At 64.2% G+C, this 13,656-nt stretch carries 11 protein-coding genes and 1 rRNA gene; 6 read left to right on the forward strand and 6 right to left on the reverse strand.

The genetic code is table 11. The features are described 5' to 3' along the window. Positions 1–120: 120 nt before the first annotated feature. Genes HQ354_RS15175 through HQ354_RS15185 form a run of 3 tightly spaced genes read left to right on the forward strand, consistent with a single transcriptional unit; the run spans position 121 to position 5,797 of the window. Positions 121–2,130: a maltotransferase domain-containing protein gene (locus tag HQ354_RS15175; RefSeq protein WP_068421001.1), complete on the forward strand. Its 2,010-nt coding sequence runs from the start codon at positions 121–123 to the stop codon at positions 2,128–2,130. 13 nt (positions 2,131–2,143) lie between these two features. Further along, positions 2,144–4,339, forward strand: a complete 2,196-nt coding sequence (gene glgB / locus HQ354_RS15180; protein ID WP_222635011.1) for a 1,4-alpha-glucan branching protein GlgB — start codon at positions 2,144–2,146, stop codon at positions 4,337–4,339. After that, positions 4,340–5,797, forward strand: a complete 1,458-nt coding sequence (locus tag HQ354_RS15185; RefSeq protein WP_222635010.1) for a metallopeptidase — start codon at positions 4,340–4,342, stop codon at positions 5,795–5,797. It abuts the gene before it with no gap. Between the two features lie 3 nt (positions 5,798–5,800). Here HQ354_RS15185 and HQ354_RS15190 read toward each other — a convergent pair whose 3' ends face one another. Together HQ354_RS15190 and HQ354_RS15195 are read right to left on the reverse strand one after the other, a co-directional pair. Continuing rightward, positions 5,801–6,745, reverse strand: a complete 945-nt coding sequence (locus HQ354_RS15190; protein ID WP_308115198.1) for a tetratricopeptide repeat protein — start codon at positions 6,743–6,745, stop codon at positions 5,801–5,803. Between the two features lie 49 nt (positions 6,746–6,794). Further along, a complete protein-coding gene (locus tag HQ354_RS15195; RefSeq protein WP_222635101.1) occupies positions 6,795–7,169 on the reverse strand; it encodes a DUF3817 domain-containing protein in 375 nt (124 codons plus the stop codon). Between the two features lie 92 nt (positions 7,170–7,261). Here HQ354_RS15195 and mce point away from each other — a divergent pair, with 92 nt between their 5' ends. Together mce and HQ354_RS15205 are read left to right on the forward strand one after the other, a co-directional pair. Next, positions 7,262–7,741: a methylmalonyl-CoA epimerase gene (gene mce, locus HQ354_RS15200; protein ID WP_068420995.1), complete on the forward strand. Its 480-nt coding sequence runs from the start codon at positions 7,262–7,264 to the stop codon at positions 7,739–7,741. 45 nt (positions 7,742–7,786) lie between these two features. After that, positions 7,787–8,734 (forward strand): hypothetical protein, encoded by a 948-nt coding sequence (locus tag HQ354_RS15205; protein WP_068420993.1) that lies wholly within the window; start codon positions 7,787–7,789, stop codon positions 8,732–8,734. A 19-nt stretch (positions 8,735–8,753) separates the two neighbouring features. Here the strand turns inward: HQ354_RS15205 and HQ354_RS15210 are convergent, their stop codons facing one another. Further along, the gene (locus HQ354_RS15210; RefSeq protein ID WP_068420991.1) at positions 8,754–9,080 is read right to left on the reverse strand and encodes an ATP/GTP-binding protein; all 327 of its coding nucleotides are present in this window, start codon (positions 9,078–9,080) and stop codon (positions 8,754–8,756) included. Positions 9,081–9,103: 23 nt separating this feature from the next. Then, positions 9,104–9,775 carry an endonuclease NucS gene (gene nucS, locus HQ354_RS15215; protein ID WP_068420989.1) on the reverse strand — a complete coding sequence of 224 codons (672 nt, stop codon included), beginning with the start codon at positions 9,773–9,775 and terminating at the stop codon, positions 9,104–9,106. A gap of 42 nt (positions 9,776–9,817) precedes the next feature. On the opposite strand from nucS, the gene HQ354_RS15220 reads away from it, so the two are divergent. After that, positions 9,818–11,371, forward strand: coding sequence for an adenylate/guanylate cyclase domain-containing protein (locus HQ354_RS15220; protein WP_068420987.1), 1,554 nt, complete (start codon positions 9,818–9,820; stop codon positions 11,369–11,371). 31 nt (positions 11,372–11,402) lie between these two features. Here the strand turns inward: HQ354_RS15220 and HQ354_RS15225 are convergent, their stop codons facing one another. Together HQ354_RS15225 and rrf are read right to left on the reverse strand one after the other, a co-directional pair. Then, the gene (locus HQ354_RS15225) at positions 11,403–12,386 is read right to left on the reverse strand and encodes a glycoside hydrolase family 19 protein (RefSeq protein ID WP_261768808.1); all 984 of its coding nucleotides are present in this window, start codon (positions 12,384–12,386) and stop codon (positions 11,403–11,405) included. A gap of 1,144 nt (positions 12,387–13,530) precedes the next feature. Then, positions 13,531–13,647 (reverse strand): 5S ribosomal RNA (gene rrf / locus HQ354_RS15230). Between the last annotated feature and the right edge of the window lie 9 nt (positions 13,648–13,656).

The following is a 13,656-nucleotide window of genomic DNA, read 5'->3' on the forward strand; positions in this document are numbered from 1 at the left end:
GCGACGAGAGCGAAGGCGAGGTCACTGCACTACGGTTGTCTCTGAGAACACGCCGACCAACAGTTACTCGAACGGCCGCACCGAGTGTGGCTCAGCCCCTAGCCAAGAACGGAGCGTGAAGTGACAGGTCGACTCGGTATCGACAATGTCCTTCCGGACACGACTACCGGAAAGTACCCCGCGAAAGCGGTGGTAGGCGAAGCATTTCCGGTGTCGGCGGACGTATGGAGAGAAGGCCACGACGCGGTGGCGGCAACGCTTGCCGTGCGCGGGCCGGGGATACGCACTCCCCTGCGCATCACGATGACGCCCGGCCGGGAGCCCGACACGTTCGATGCGGTGTTCACACCCACGACACCCGGTTACTGGATCTGTCGCATCGAGGCGTGGAGCGATCCCGTCGCCACATGGCGGCACGCGGTGGAAGCGAAACTGGGCGTCGGCCAGAGCGCCGCGGATCTCGCGAACGATCTAGAGGTCGGCGCTCAGATCTTCGAGCGTGCCGCGAAAGGTGTTCCGCGCGGGGACAGGTCCCTGCTGCAGGATGTGTCCGCGGCGTTGCGCGATACCGACCGTCAGTTGCCGGCACGCGTCGCCCCCGCGTTCGCGCCCGGTGTCGTCGAATTACTGCACGAGTATCCCCTTCGCGAACTGATCACGCGCTCGAACGCCATCAATATCTGGGTCGATCGTGCCCGCGCACTCAACGGCTCGTGGTACGAGTTCTTCCCCCGCTCGACCGGCGGATGGAACGAGGACGGCAGTCCGCGTCACGGCACGTTCGCGACCTCGATCGAGCAGTTGCCCCGCATCGCGCGAATGGGCTTCGACATCGTCTACCTGCCGCCGATCCACCCGATCGGCACCGTCAACCGCAAGGGTCCGAACAACACTCTGACCCCGGGCCCGGAGGATGTCGGCTCACCGTGGGCCATCGGGTCGAAGGACGGTGGGCACGACGCCATCCACCCGGAGTTGGGTACCGAAGCCGACTTCCGCGCGTTCGTCGACGCAGCACGGGGGCTGGATCTCGAGGTCGCATTGGACTTGGCGTTGCAGGCGGCTCCCGATCATCCCTGGGCTGCGAAGCATCCCGAGTGGTTCACCGTTCTGCCCGACGGCACCATCGCCTACGCGGAGAACCCACCGAAGAAGTACCAGGACATCTACCCTGTCAACTTCGACAACGACCGCCGAGGGATCTACAACGAGGTTCTTCGCGTCGTCAGGTACTGGATCTCGTTGGGAGTCAAGGTCTTTCGAGTCGACAATCCACACACGAAGCCACCGGACTTCTGGGAGTGGCTGATCGCCGAGGTCAAGAAGAGCGATCCCGACGTTCTCTTCCTGGCCGAGGCGTTCACGCGACCGGCTCGTATGTACGGCTTGGCGATGCGCGGATTCACCCAGTCCTACACGTATTTCACGTGGCGGACCGCGAAGTGGGAACTGACCGAGTTCGCGCAGGAGCATGCACGACGCGCCGACGACGCCCGGCCCAACCTGTTCGTCAACACCCCGGACATCCTGCACGAGAGTCTGCAGCACGGCGGTCCCGGCATGTTCGCGCTGCGGGCCGCACTCGCTGCGACACTGTCGCCGACGTGGGGTGTGTACTCCGGATACGAACTGTTCGAGCATCAGGCGGTGCGCCCCGGCAGCGAGGAGTACCTCGACTCCGAGAAATACCAACTGCGTCCGCGTGACTTCGAAGGAGCGTTGGCCCGAGGTGAATCGCTCGAGCCGTGGCTCACCTCGCTGAACGCCATCCGACGGGCGCATCCAGCGCTACAACAGTTGCGCAACATCCACTTTCACGCCGTCGACAACGACGCCCTCATCGCCTACTCCAAGTTCGATCCGGGCACGGGCGATTCGGTTCTCGTCGTCGTCAACCTGAATCCGTTCGGCCCGGAAGAGGGAACGATCTGGCTCGACATGCCGCAGCTCGGACACGACTGGCACGACACGATGACCGTCACCGACGAGGTCAGCGGCCAGCAGTTCAACTGGGGGCAAACGAATTTCGTCAGGTTGGAGCCATGGAAGGCGGTGGCGCACATATTGACGCTTCCGCCCATCCCCTACCCGGCGCGACTCGAGCTGGCATACCGCGGCAACCGGAAATGAGTGGGGAGCCTACATGACCGACAATCCGACGAATCCAGACATCGCACCTCCCGACACAGGCGATCTCGAGCTGATCGCCCAAGGGCGGCACTACGATCCGCATTCGATTCTCGGTGCGCACGCGGTTCCGGGCGGCACCGCCATTCGCGCGCTCAAACCGAACGCCGAATCCGTCGTCGCGCGCATCGGTGGCGTCGACCACCCGCTGACGCACGTCGCCCACGGAGTCTTCAGCGTCCTCGTGCCGTTCGAGAACTTGATGGACTATCGGCTCGTCGTCACGTGGCCCGGCGGTCACGTGACGGAATCGGCGGACGGCTACCGCTTCCTCCCCACCCTCGGTGAGCTGGATCTGCACCTGTTCGGCGAAGGCCGTCACGAACGCCTGTGGGACATCCTCGGCGCGCACCAGCAGAACTACACGACGCCCGACGGCGACGTCAGCGGCACGTCGTTCGCGGTGTGGGCGCCTGCCGCCTCGGGCGTTACCGTGATCGGTGACTTCGACGGCTGGACCGGACAGAGCTTCCCGATGCGCGCGCTCGGTTCGACCGGCGTGTGGGAGCTGTTCGTTCCCGACATCGGCCCCGGCACGATCTACAAGTACCGCGTGCACGGCTCGGACGGCGTCGTCCGTGACAAGGCCGATCCGATGGCATTCGCCACCGAGGTTCCGCCTGCAACCGCCTCGGTCGTGACGAGTTCGACGTTCGAATGGTCCGACGACGAGTGGCTGGACACCCGCGCCGGAATCGAACCCACGCAGGCCCCGATGTCGGTGTACGAGGTGCATCTCGGGTCGTGGCGCGCCGGACTCGGCTACCGCGAGATGGCCGAGCAGCTGGCCGACTACGTGCTCGAGACCGGCTTCACCCACGTCGAACTACTCCCTGTCGCCGAGCATCCGTTCGGTGGGTCGTGGGGTTATCAGGTGACGTCGTACTATGCGCCGACGTCGCGCTTCGGCAGTCCCGACGACTTCCGCTACTTCGTCGACCATCTGCACGACAAGGGCATCGGCGTCATCGTCGACTGGGTGCCCGCGCACTTCCCCAAGGACGAGTGGGCGCTCGCGCGGTTCGACGGCGGGCCGCTCTACGAACACGGCGATCCTCGACGCGGTGAGCAACTCGACTGGGGCACACTGGTTTTCGACTTCGGTCGCCGGGAGGTACGCAACTTCCTCGTCGCCAACGCACTCTTCTGGCTCGACGAATTCCACATCGACGGTCTGCGCGTCGACGCGGTGGCCTCGATGCTCTACCTGGACTACTCACGCCCGGAAGGCGGCTGGACTCCCAACATCTACGGTGGCCGCGAGAACCTCGAGGCCGTGTCGTTCCTGCAGGAGATGAACGCGACGGTCCACAAGAAGTTCCAGGGCGTCGTCACCGTCGCCGAGGAGTCGACGGCGTGGCCCGGCGTCACGCGTCCGACCAACGTCGGCGGACTCGGATTCAACATGAAATGGAACATGGGGTGGATGCACGACACCCTGGGATTCCTCGGACGCGATCCGATCCACCGAAGCTTCCACCACCACGAGATCACGTTCTCACTGGTGTACGCGTGGAGTGAGAACTACGTCCTGCCGATCAGTCACGACGAGGTCGTCCACGGCAAAGGCACGTTGTGGACCCGTATGCCGGGCGACGACCACGCCAAGGCGGCAGGCATGCGCGGCATGCTCGCCTACATGTGGGCGCACCCCGGCAAGCAGTTGTTGTTCATGGGCCAGGAGTTCGGGCAGACCAGGGAGTGGTCGGAGGAGCGCAGTCTCGACTGGCACCAACTCGACGAAGGTCCACTGCACCGCGGCGTGCTGACATTGGTCAGTGACCTCAATGCCGTCTACCGCGAGCACCCGTCACTGTGGACGCTCGACACGTCGCCGAGCGGCTACTCGTGGATCGATGCCAACGACACGGAGAACAACGTTCTCAGCTTTCTGAGGTACGGAACGGATGGTTCCGTCGTCGCGTGTATCTTCAACTTCTCGGGTGTCACACACGACAACTATCGTGTCGGTCTACCCGAGCCCGGTCGTTGGATCGAGATCTTGAACACCGATGCAACCTCGTACGGCGGTTCGGGTGTGGGCAATCTCGGAGAGGTAACGGCTACATCGCACTCGTGGCATGGCCGACCGTCGTCTGCACAGGTCGCGCTTCCCGCCAACGGCGCGATCTGGATCAAACTGGAGCGTTAGATGAGTGGCGGTCGCACCCGACACACACTGTGGGCGACCGCCCTCGTAGCTCTTGCACTCGTCACCGGGTGCAGCCAATCCGTCGACGGCCGAGCGGTCTCCATCTACGAGAATCCGTTCACCGTCGCCGGTCTGCCGGTCACCGACGGCCCCAGCGGTCCGCGTCCCGGCGTACCCGACTCGACGCTCGAGGTCCGAGGCTCGGAGGGCACCGACTCCGATCTCATCGCCACCAACGCCATCGACGACATCCAGCGCTACTGGACCGACACCTATCCCGAGTTGTTCCAGGGCCAGAAGTTCACTCCGGTGTCCCAGCTGATTTCATGGGACGCGAGTGAGGACGAGGGCAGCGGCCTTCGGTTCTGTGGAACGCGAACCGGCGGAGTGCCCAATGCGGCGTACTGCTCACGCGACCGCACCATCGGGTGGGATCGCACCATTCTGCTTCCTGCGTTGATCGACGCGTTCGGCCCGATGTCGGTCGTCATGGTCATCGCGCACGAGTACGGCCACGCCATTCAGTACCAGTCGGCTCTCGTCGGGGACGACACTCCGACCATCGTCGCCGAGCAGCAAGCCGACTGTTTCGCCGGCGCGTTCATCCGGCACGTCGCCGAGAACGATGCTCCGCACTTCACGATCAATACGTCCGACGGCCTGAATGGAGTCCTTGCGGCGACAGTGGCCGTGCGCGACGTCGACCCCAACGATCCGGATTCCGTGCACGGTTCGGCATTCGAGCGTGTGACCGCGGTACAGATCGGATTCACCGACGGTGCCGCGGCGTGCACCGCGATCGACGAGGCCGAGATCGACGCACGACGCGCCGACCTGCCGCAGAAGTTCAGCAACACCGACGACGACGGAGAACTGCCGGTCACGACCGAGACGCTGCAAGCGTTCGTGCGGTCGTTCGAGAAGCTGCTCGCGTTGCAGAACCCACCGACGGTCGAGTACGACGGCACCGACACCGGCTGTCCCGAGGGTACGACGACCGAGCCGGTGTCGTACTGCGCGTCGACCAACACGATCGGCGTCGACGTCGATGCGCTGGCCGAAGTCGGAACCGCCGAGCGGCCACGGCGGGGTGACGTCATCCCACTCAACGTGTCGGGCGACTACAGCGCGTACGTACTCTTCGCGTCGCGCTACACCCTTGCGGTGCAGAAAGAGGCCGGACAACCTCTGGACAACCCGCAGACGGCACTGCGTTCCGCGTGCTTGTCCGGCGTCATCACCGCGGGTCTCAGCGCCGAGAACATCGACGCGGCGACGGATCTCGAAGTGTGGCTTTCCCCGGGCGACCTCGACGAGGCAGTGTCGGGTCTGCTGAGCGACGGCCTGACCGCCAGTGACATCGACGGCGTCACGCTGCCGAGCGGCTTCTCCCGAGTCGACGCGTTTCGCTCGGGAGTCCTCGGCGGACGCGAGGCGTGCAACGTCCGCTACCGCTGAGCATCAGTACAGCGCGGCGGCCAACTTACGACGCGCCGAGACCACGACGGCATCGCCCGAGTCGAACAGTTCGAACAGCTCCAGCAGACGCGTCCGCAACTGCGTGCGCTCGTCGCCCGCGGTCCGCTTGATGCCGGCGATCAACCGATCGAACGCCGCCTCGGCGTTCTGCTCGGACAGCTCGACGTCCGCGGCCTCGATCTGCGCAGCCACGTCCGACGGGTCGGCGTCGGCCTTGGTGACCGCATCGGCGTCGAGGTTCTGCACCCGAACCAGGAATTTCACCTGACGCAATGCAGCTTTCGCGTCGGTGTTCGACGGCTCGGCGTCGACGATCGCCTGATACGCGGCGATCGCCTTGTCGAAATCGCCCTCGTCGAGCGCTTCCTCGGCTGCGACGAAGCGGGGATCCTCGGGCTCGGGTTCGTCCTCCTCGGACGTCGCTCCGGGAGGTCCGCTGAGCTTGCCTTCCGTGGCCTGCAGAATGGCGTCGAGCCACCGGCGCAGTTGTTCCTCCGGCTGCGAACCCTGGAAGTCGGCGAGCGGCTGCCCACCTGCCACGGCGACGACCGTCGGGATGGCCTGGACGCCGAACGCCTGCGCGACCTGTGGGGTGCTGTCGACGTCGACGCGGGCATGCACCCACGTGCCGTTCGCTTCGACGGCCATTTGCCCGAGCTGACGCGTCAGCGCCACCGACTGCGGTGAGCGAGAAGAACCCAGGTCGACGACGACCGGAACCTGCATGGAACGTTGCAGAACTTCTGCCTCGAACGTCGCGGCGGTCACGTCGACGATGGGAGCCAGTCCGCTCCCACCATCGGTGTTGTCGGCCGTGGGCGGCGGTGCGGGACGATCCTTCAGTCCCGAGAGATCGACGGCGCCGGCGATGGAGGCCGGTACGGCTGCAGGCGGACGGGCTGACGAGCGGGAACCGGGTCGAGTCACGTCCTACAGTTTGTCACTAACCCGGTTCGGTCACTACCGGCGAGGTCGGCTATGCGACTCCCGCACCCTTCGAAATCGCAGGCTGCGACGTGCTCACTTCAGCCAGGCGACCCGTCCGTGCGGCCCACACCTCGAACACGACGGTGCCGAAAGGAGGGATGCTCGCAACCAGCGCGAGCAGCGTCGTCACGACGTTCCACTTCAGCTTGACGGCGGTGACGATCGCGATGAGGACATAGATCACGAAAACCGCACCGTGGATCGGTCCGAAGATCTTCACGCCGATCTCGTTGCCGTCGGCGGGGATGTACTTGAACGCCATTCCGATCAGCAGTCCCAGCCAGGTGAAGGCCTCGAGAACCGCGACGAATCGAAAACGCTTGGCCGTCGTGCTCAGGTCGAATAAGTTCAGCATGGCGACTATTGTGCCCGAGATCTACGACGCGGCGTAGTGGCTCTGGTCTCACTGCCAGGGCCGCTGCGCGACGAGATGCAGCTGACGCTAACGTCGTCGGTATGACCTCCACCACGCCTGCTCCTGCCGGACCTTCCTTGCGGTCCGACCTCGTCACTGCCATCGATCACGTCGGCATCGCGGTGCCGGACCTCGACGCCGCAATCGCCTGGTACACCGAGCACCTGGGAATGGTGTCGACGCACGAGGAAGTCAACGAGGAACAAGGTGTTCGCGAGGCAATGCTGTCGCTGCCCGGCGCGTCGTCCGACGCCGCTGCCCTTCAGTTGTTGGCACCTCTGAACCAGTCGTCGACGATCGCCAAGTTCATCGACCGCAACGGGCCCGGTCTGCAGCAGCTCGCCTACCGGGTCACCGACATCGACGAGATCTCGTCCGAACTTCGCGGCCGCGGCGTCCGACTGCTGTACGACGCTCCCCGACGCGGCACCGCCGACTCTCGTATCAACTTCATCCACCCGAAAGACGCAGGTGGTGTGCTCGTCGAACTCGTGGAGCCGGCTGCGAACTCGATTCACTGACTTGTCATATGGCTCTCCTACCTACGCACCGGTAAATTGACCGCCATGGCCAACGAGCAAGAGCGCACCGGGGTGCAACTTCCCTTTTCCGTAGTCCGAAAAGGATTCGACCGTGACGAGGTCACGAACTATTTCGAGCGGTTCGACGCCGAGCTTCGGCTGACCACCGCCGATCGTGACGCCGCCGCGGCCCAGGCTCGCGATCTGGCAAAGCAACTCGACGACGCGCGGGACGAAATCGACGAGCTCCGTAAGGACATCGACCGCTTGTCGGTTCCGCCGACCACCGCGGAGGGCATGAGCGACCGCATCTCTCGCATGCTGCGCCTGGCTTCCGACGAGGCATCCGAGGTCCGCGCAAAGGCTCACGCCGAGGCCGAGGAAATGGTGTCGGTCGCCGAGCAGGAGAGCGCGCGACTGCGCGGCCGTCACGAGGCTCTCGTCGTCGAGCTCGAAGATCGTCGCTCCGCACTCGAGACCGAGCACGAGCAGACGATGGCACAGGCCCGCACCGAGGCAGCACGCATCGTCGAGGCAGCACAGGCCGAGCGCGACCAGTTGGCGGCCGAGTCCGAGGCCAAGCGGTCGAAGGTCCAGGAAGACTTCGAGATCACGATGGCCGAGCGTCGCACCAAGATCCTCGCCGCACTCGAGGACCTGGAGTCGTCGAGCAAGGCCGACGCGGCTCACCGCATCGAAGAGGCGACGACCGAAGCGGCCCGACGCCTGCAGGCCGCGACCGAGCAGTCCGAACGTCGAATCGCCCACTCGAAGGAGCTGGCCGAGGAACTACGCGTGCTGCGTAGTCGTGTCCTCGCGCAGCTCTTGGGAATTCGTGGTCAGCTCGACTCCGTGCCCGCGATGCTTGCCTCGGTCAACCGCGAAAGCGAATTGCTCGATGCACCCGAGTCGAACGGCGCACCGAGCAAGGACGACTCGTCGACCGACGTCACCGTCGTGCTCGACAAGGAGAAGGCCGACGCGTCGTCGTAGGGGGTGGCGCGGCGTTGGTCTACGACCAGCGCCGCGTCAGTCCGCGGGTCGCTCGACCGGACCAGCACCCCGTATGCCAATGTCGACGGTTCTCCGGTCCACCCAGATCCGCGGTCGGCCACGCGACTATGTGGGAGACGCCGGGGCGAACCTCGTGATCACAGCCCGGGCAGCGATAGGTCTTCGTCGCGCGATTGCCCGGCACGGTCCTGGTCGTGAACTCTTCGTCGGACCAGCCTGCAGGCCCGCTCTCGACGCGGGCGCCGCCCATCAGCGAATCGGGTCGCGAATCACGCGAACCGAAGTTCTTCCGGCTCGATTTACGGTCGTGATTGCGTCGGGGCACGTAGTCGAGTGTAGGAGAGAAGATCAGAACAGACGGAACTCGGTGCTGTCGGTTCCGCGCAGGGCTTCGTAGTCCAACGTGAGGCATCGGATGCCTCGATCGGTAGCGAGCGTCTTCGCCTGTGGCTTGATGACCTGGGCCGCGAACACACCACTGACCGGCGCCAGAACCGGATCTCGATTGAGTAGTTCCAAGTAGCGCGTCAGCTGCTCGACGCCGTCGATCTCCCCGCGACGCTTGATCTCCACCGCCACCGTGCCACCATCTGCGTTGCGGCACAACAGATCCACGGGGCCGATCGCCGTCATGTATTCACGACGGACGAGCGTGTACCCCTCCCCGAGCGTCTCGACATGTTCGGCCAACAATTCCTGAAGGTGCGCTTCCACGCCGTCCTTCACCAGACCCGGGTCGACGCCGAGCTCGTGGCTCGAGTCCAGTTCGACGTCGTCGATCGTGATGCGGAGTTCTTCGCCCGCCTTGTTCGTCACGACCCAGTTGACGGTGCCGTCGTCGGTCGTCTCGGTCAGCCAGCACGGCGGACTCATCCAGTTCAACGGCTTGTATGCGCGGTCGTCGGCGTGAACGCTGACCGACCCGTCGGACTTGACGAGGAGCAATCGGCGGGCCGACGGAAGATGGGCGGTCAGACGGCCGACATAGTCCACTTGGCAACGAGCAATTACGAGACGCACTCGCCCACCCTAAGCCAGACCGACCAGTAGTCTGTGACAACCATGCCGCAACTGAGTCGATCCGTAGCGCCTCTAGGATCACGCCTTCTCGGCGACACATCCGAGTCCCCGCGTCGTCGACGCGTGCGCGTTCAGATACTGCTGACGATATTTCTGCTCGCCGCGAATCTCATCGGTGCTCTGATCGTCGGAGTGCTCGTGTCCGTCGTCGTTCCCGGGCCGGATGTGCTTCGCCTGGACCGTTATTGGTGGGTCAACTTCATCGTGATCCCCGTTTATGTCGCGTGCGCGTTCGCCGTCGGTGTTCTGTGGGGCACGACGCGCGCATTGCGCGCACTTCGATGGGCTATCGAGGACCGCACACCCACGCGGCAGGAGCAGGTCACGACCCTGTCCATGCCATGGCAGCTGACCAAGATGCAGATTGTGCTGTGGACGTGCGGTCTTGCCCTCATCACGACCATCGACGGCATCATCGACCCGCAGTCCATCCCCAAAGTGGCGTTCACGATCGGCGCAGGCGGAACCGTCGTATGTGCCTTCAGCTATCTGCTCAGCGAATTCGCTCTTCGGCCGGCAGCTGCGCGTGCACTGGAAGCCGGCGATCCCCGACGCATCCGCATCGCCGGGGTGATGGGGCGATCGATCCTGTCGTGGATTCTCGGAACCGGAGTACCTGTCTCCGGGCTCATGATCATCGCGATCTTCAGCTTCATCCGCCCGTACGCGTCCGACGGAACACAGTTGGCAATCGCGATCCTGTCGCTCGGCGGTATCACGCTGGTCTTCGGGCTCTTGCTGACCCTGCTGGGCGGTTTCGCGACGACGGCACCCATCAACAACGTTCGATCCGGCATGGCCGAGGTCGAACGGGGCAACCTCGACGTCCAACTCGCTGTGTACGACGGGACGGAGCTCGGTGAACTGCAGAGTGGCTTCAATCGCATGGCCGAAGGAGTCCGGGACCGCGAGAAGATTCGCGACCTGTTCGGACGCCACGTCGGCCAAGAAGTCGCCGAGGCCGCACTGACCAAGAATCCCGAGCTGGGCGGCGAGGAACGCGAGATCGCGGTGTTCTTCATCGACCTCGTGGGGTCGACGGAACTCGCGGCATCACGTCCACCGACCGAGGTCGTCGAACTGCTGAACCGGTTCTTCGACGTCGTCGTCGATGAGGTCGACGAGCACGGCGGCTTCATCAACAAGTTCGAAGGCGACGCCGCCCTGGCCATCTTCGGTGCACCCGGCGACCTCGAGGACCACTGCGGATCCGCATTGGCAGCAGCCCGCACGATCAGCACTCGGTTGCTCGACGAGGTCCCGGAGTGCAGCGCGGCCGTCGGTGTGGCGTCGGGTCGCGCAGTGGCCGGCAACGTCGGCGCGAAATCTCGGTTCGAATACACGGTCATCGGAGATCCGGTCAACGAGGCCGCACGGCTTTCCGAACTCGCCAAGAACTCCCCCGGCGCGATCCTCGCCTCCAAGAACACCGTCGACCACGCATCGGCCTCCGAGGCCGCGCGGTGGAAGTTCGGCGACAGCGTCACCCTCCGCGGCCGTTCGGCGGAAACCGTCCTGGCCTGTCCGAAGTCCTGACCTCGAACTCACGCGTCTCCGCAGCCCGACGTCACAACCGCGTGAATGCGTCCAGACCACGGCCGAAGGCAGCAAGGCGCTCCGGGAGTCCGTTGTGTCCGCCGTTGACGAGCTCGGACACCCGCACGATCCCCGAGATGTCGGCCGCATTGTTGAGGTTGCGCGAAGACCAGTACCAGACCGCGGTGGTGAAGGCGTACTCCGGCGCTGCCGCCAGGTCGGGGTTCGCAACGAAGTCGATGCCGGTCGCTTGACTCATGAGCTCGTAGTTGTGTCGGCCGGTCACCTGGATGGCGCCGCGGCCTTTATAACGCACTCCGTCACCAGGCTGGGTGTTGCCGAGGTCGGAACGCCCTTCGTAGGCGCGACCCGACGCATACTCCTCGAACGTGCGGAACCCGTCGGACTCGACGAGCAATTGAGCGACGAACGCAGCTTTCCGAATGGGGTTGTCGATTCCGCCGTTGACCATTGCCGCATTGAGCGGGGCGACGTAGGTGGCCAACTTGTCCGCCGGGGCCTGTGGGGCGATCGCATCGAGCTGCGCCGCGGTGATGAACGTCGGGGGCGGCGGCGGGACGACCGCCACCTCCGGCACGACTGCGGCCTGGATCTGGGCGGTATTGCCGTCGGTCGCTACGGTCTGGGCATCGACGTGCGCTGCTTGCGACTGATCGGCTTCCTGTGGTTGCTGTGCTGGCTCGTCGGAACTCGAACCCTGAGGCTCGTCGAGCCGCACAGTTCCCACCGGAAAGCTCTTGGCAACCTCTTCTGTGATCGCCGACGTCGTGACTCTGGGGATCGCGGTAGTGTCGCCGGCTTGCGCGACGCCGACGACGCTCGTGGCGAGAACGGTCGTCGTCGCAGCGGCAATACCGATTCGACGTGCGTGCGACGACGCGAGCGTACCGGTCGCTGCTGCGGCCGAACGAATTCGTTGTGCATATGTAGAGGTGAGTGCGGTGGTCGTCGTGGCGGCGAAACCGACTCGACGTGCAAATGTGGAAACGTGCAAGGTCCTGCTCCAAAACTTCGGCCGAGGTCTTCGGCCCGTACGTGACTGAGATGCGGGTGCTGTCGGGTAAAACCCGCGGTGGTCACCAACGCGTCGCAAAAAGGTCACATCCAGGTAACGGCGCATCTCGACATGTTTCAAGCAGAAGTGATCAGCCCCACGTTGACGTAATGAAAACAACATGGATGTAAGTCACGACCGAAACCAGCTCCCCGACGCCGCAACGCCGCCTGCCGGAACCAGGACGCCTCGCAGTACCAAGTTGATCGGAATGGAGAACCCCGAACCTGTCAGCAGATCGCAATTCCTCTGTGCCGCAACGGTATTTCGCCACACTGCTGGTGTCGCGATGTGCGCACACAGCCCCGGTAGCACGGCCCGTAGAGACTCAGGGACGGACCACGCGGACCGGAGACACAGGGTCCGAAGACGGTCGTGTGCCGCCGAAAATAAGTGCGGGATCACCTGGCCGAGATGGCACAGATCACGTTTGGATCACGAGGCTTCGTGACGTGGTGGTTCGACGTTATGGAGCCTTTACGGCGTCGGAAGTTAGCGGATTTAGGCATCGATGGCCCGCAGGAGCCTCTGGACAGGTTGGATGGTCCATTCATGCCGATGCCGGATGCTGAAAGTTCGCTCTCCCGGAACCGGCGACCCTCAGTGTTGCCGAACTCGGTCGACAAACGTGTGTACGACGGACGGGCCGACTTGAAACCGACGCGGCAAACCCGCAGCAAGCAACTTGAATTCGTTGCGGCACAGCAGATCTTGCGCGCGTGGAGGGGAACACGATCGCTCCCCGTACTCGCTACGAGACCTGACGGTCGAATTACCAGAGATATAGGAACACGGTCGACGAGTTGTTGCAAAAGGCGCTCGGAGGAGATGCAGAACGAGGTTTGCTCGCCGATTGCTCTGCAGCGCAACCGAAGTCGCGCATCGATGGTCCGTGGCAGCGGGTAGACGGGGTGGATGGTTCATTCATGCCGTTCGCCGGCGGGGGTGTTCGCGTGAATGGTGCATTCATACGATCTGTCAGCGTGGATGGTTCATTGATGCCGTTCGCCGGCAGGTTTTGTGTTTGGGTGTGGAATACAGAACACCCCGCAACCGTGGGTTGCGGGGTGTTCTGTGATGTTGTGCACGGCGGTGTCCTACTCTCCCACACCCTGTCGGGTGCAGTACCATCGGCGCTGGAGGGCTTAGCTTCCGGGTTCGGAATGGGACCGGGCGTTTCCCCTCCGCTATGGCCGCCGTAACTCTGTGA

This window comes from Rhodococcus sp. BP-261 (assembly GCF_019835205.1).
GTDB classification, from domain to species: Bacteria; Actinomycetota; Actinomycetes; order Mycobacteriales; family Mycobacteriaceae; genus Rhodococcoides; species Rhodococcoides kyotonensis_B.

Coding starts and splice junctions, on each gene's coding strand:
- mce (WP_068420995.1), top strand. CDS start 7,262: ATGACCTCCACCACGCCTGCTCCTGCCGGACCTTCCTTGCGGTCCGAC.
- HQ354_RS15220 (WP_068420987.1), top strand. CDS start 9,818: ATGCCGCAACTGAGTCGATCCGTAGCGCCTCTAGGATCACGCCTTCTC.
- HQ354_RS15185 (WP_222635010.1), top strand. CDS start 4,340: ATGAGTGGCGGTCGCACCCGACACACACTGTGGGCGACCGCCCTCGTA.
- HQ354_RS15205 (WP_068420993.1), top strand. CDS start 7,787: ATGGCCAACGAGCAAGAGCGCACCGGGGTGCAACTTCCCTTTTCCGTA.
- glgB (WP_222635011.1), top strand. CDS start 2,144: ATGACCGACAATCCGACGAATCCAGACATCGCACCTCCCGACACAGGC.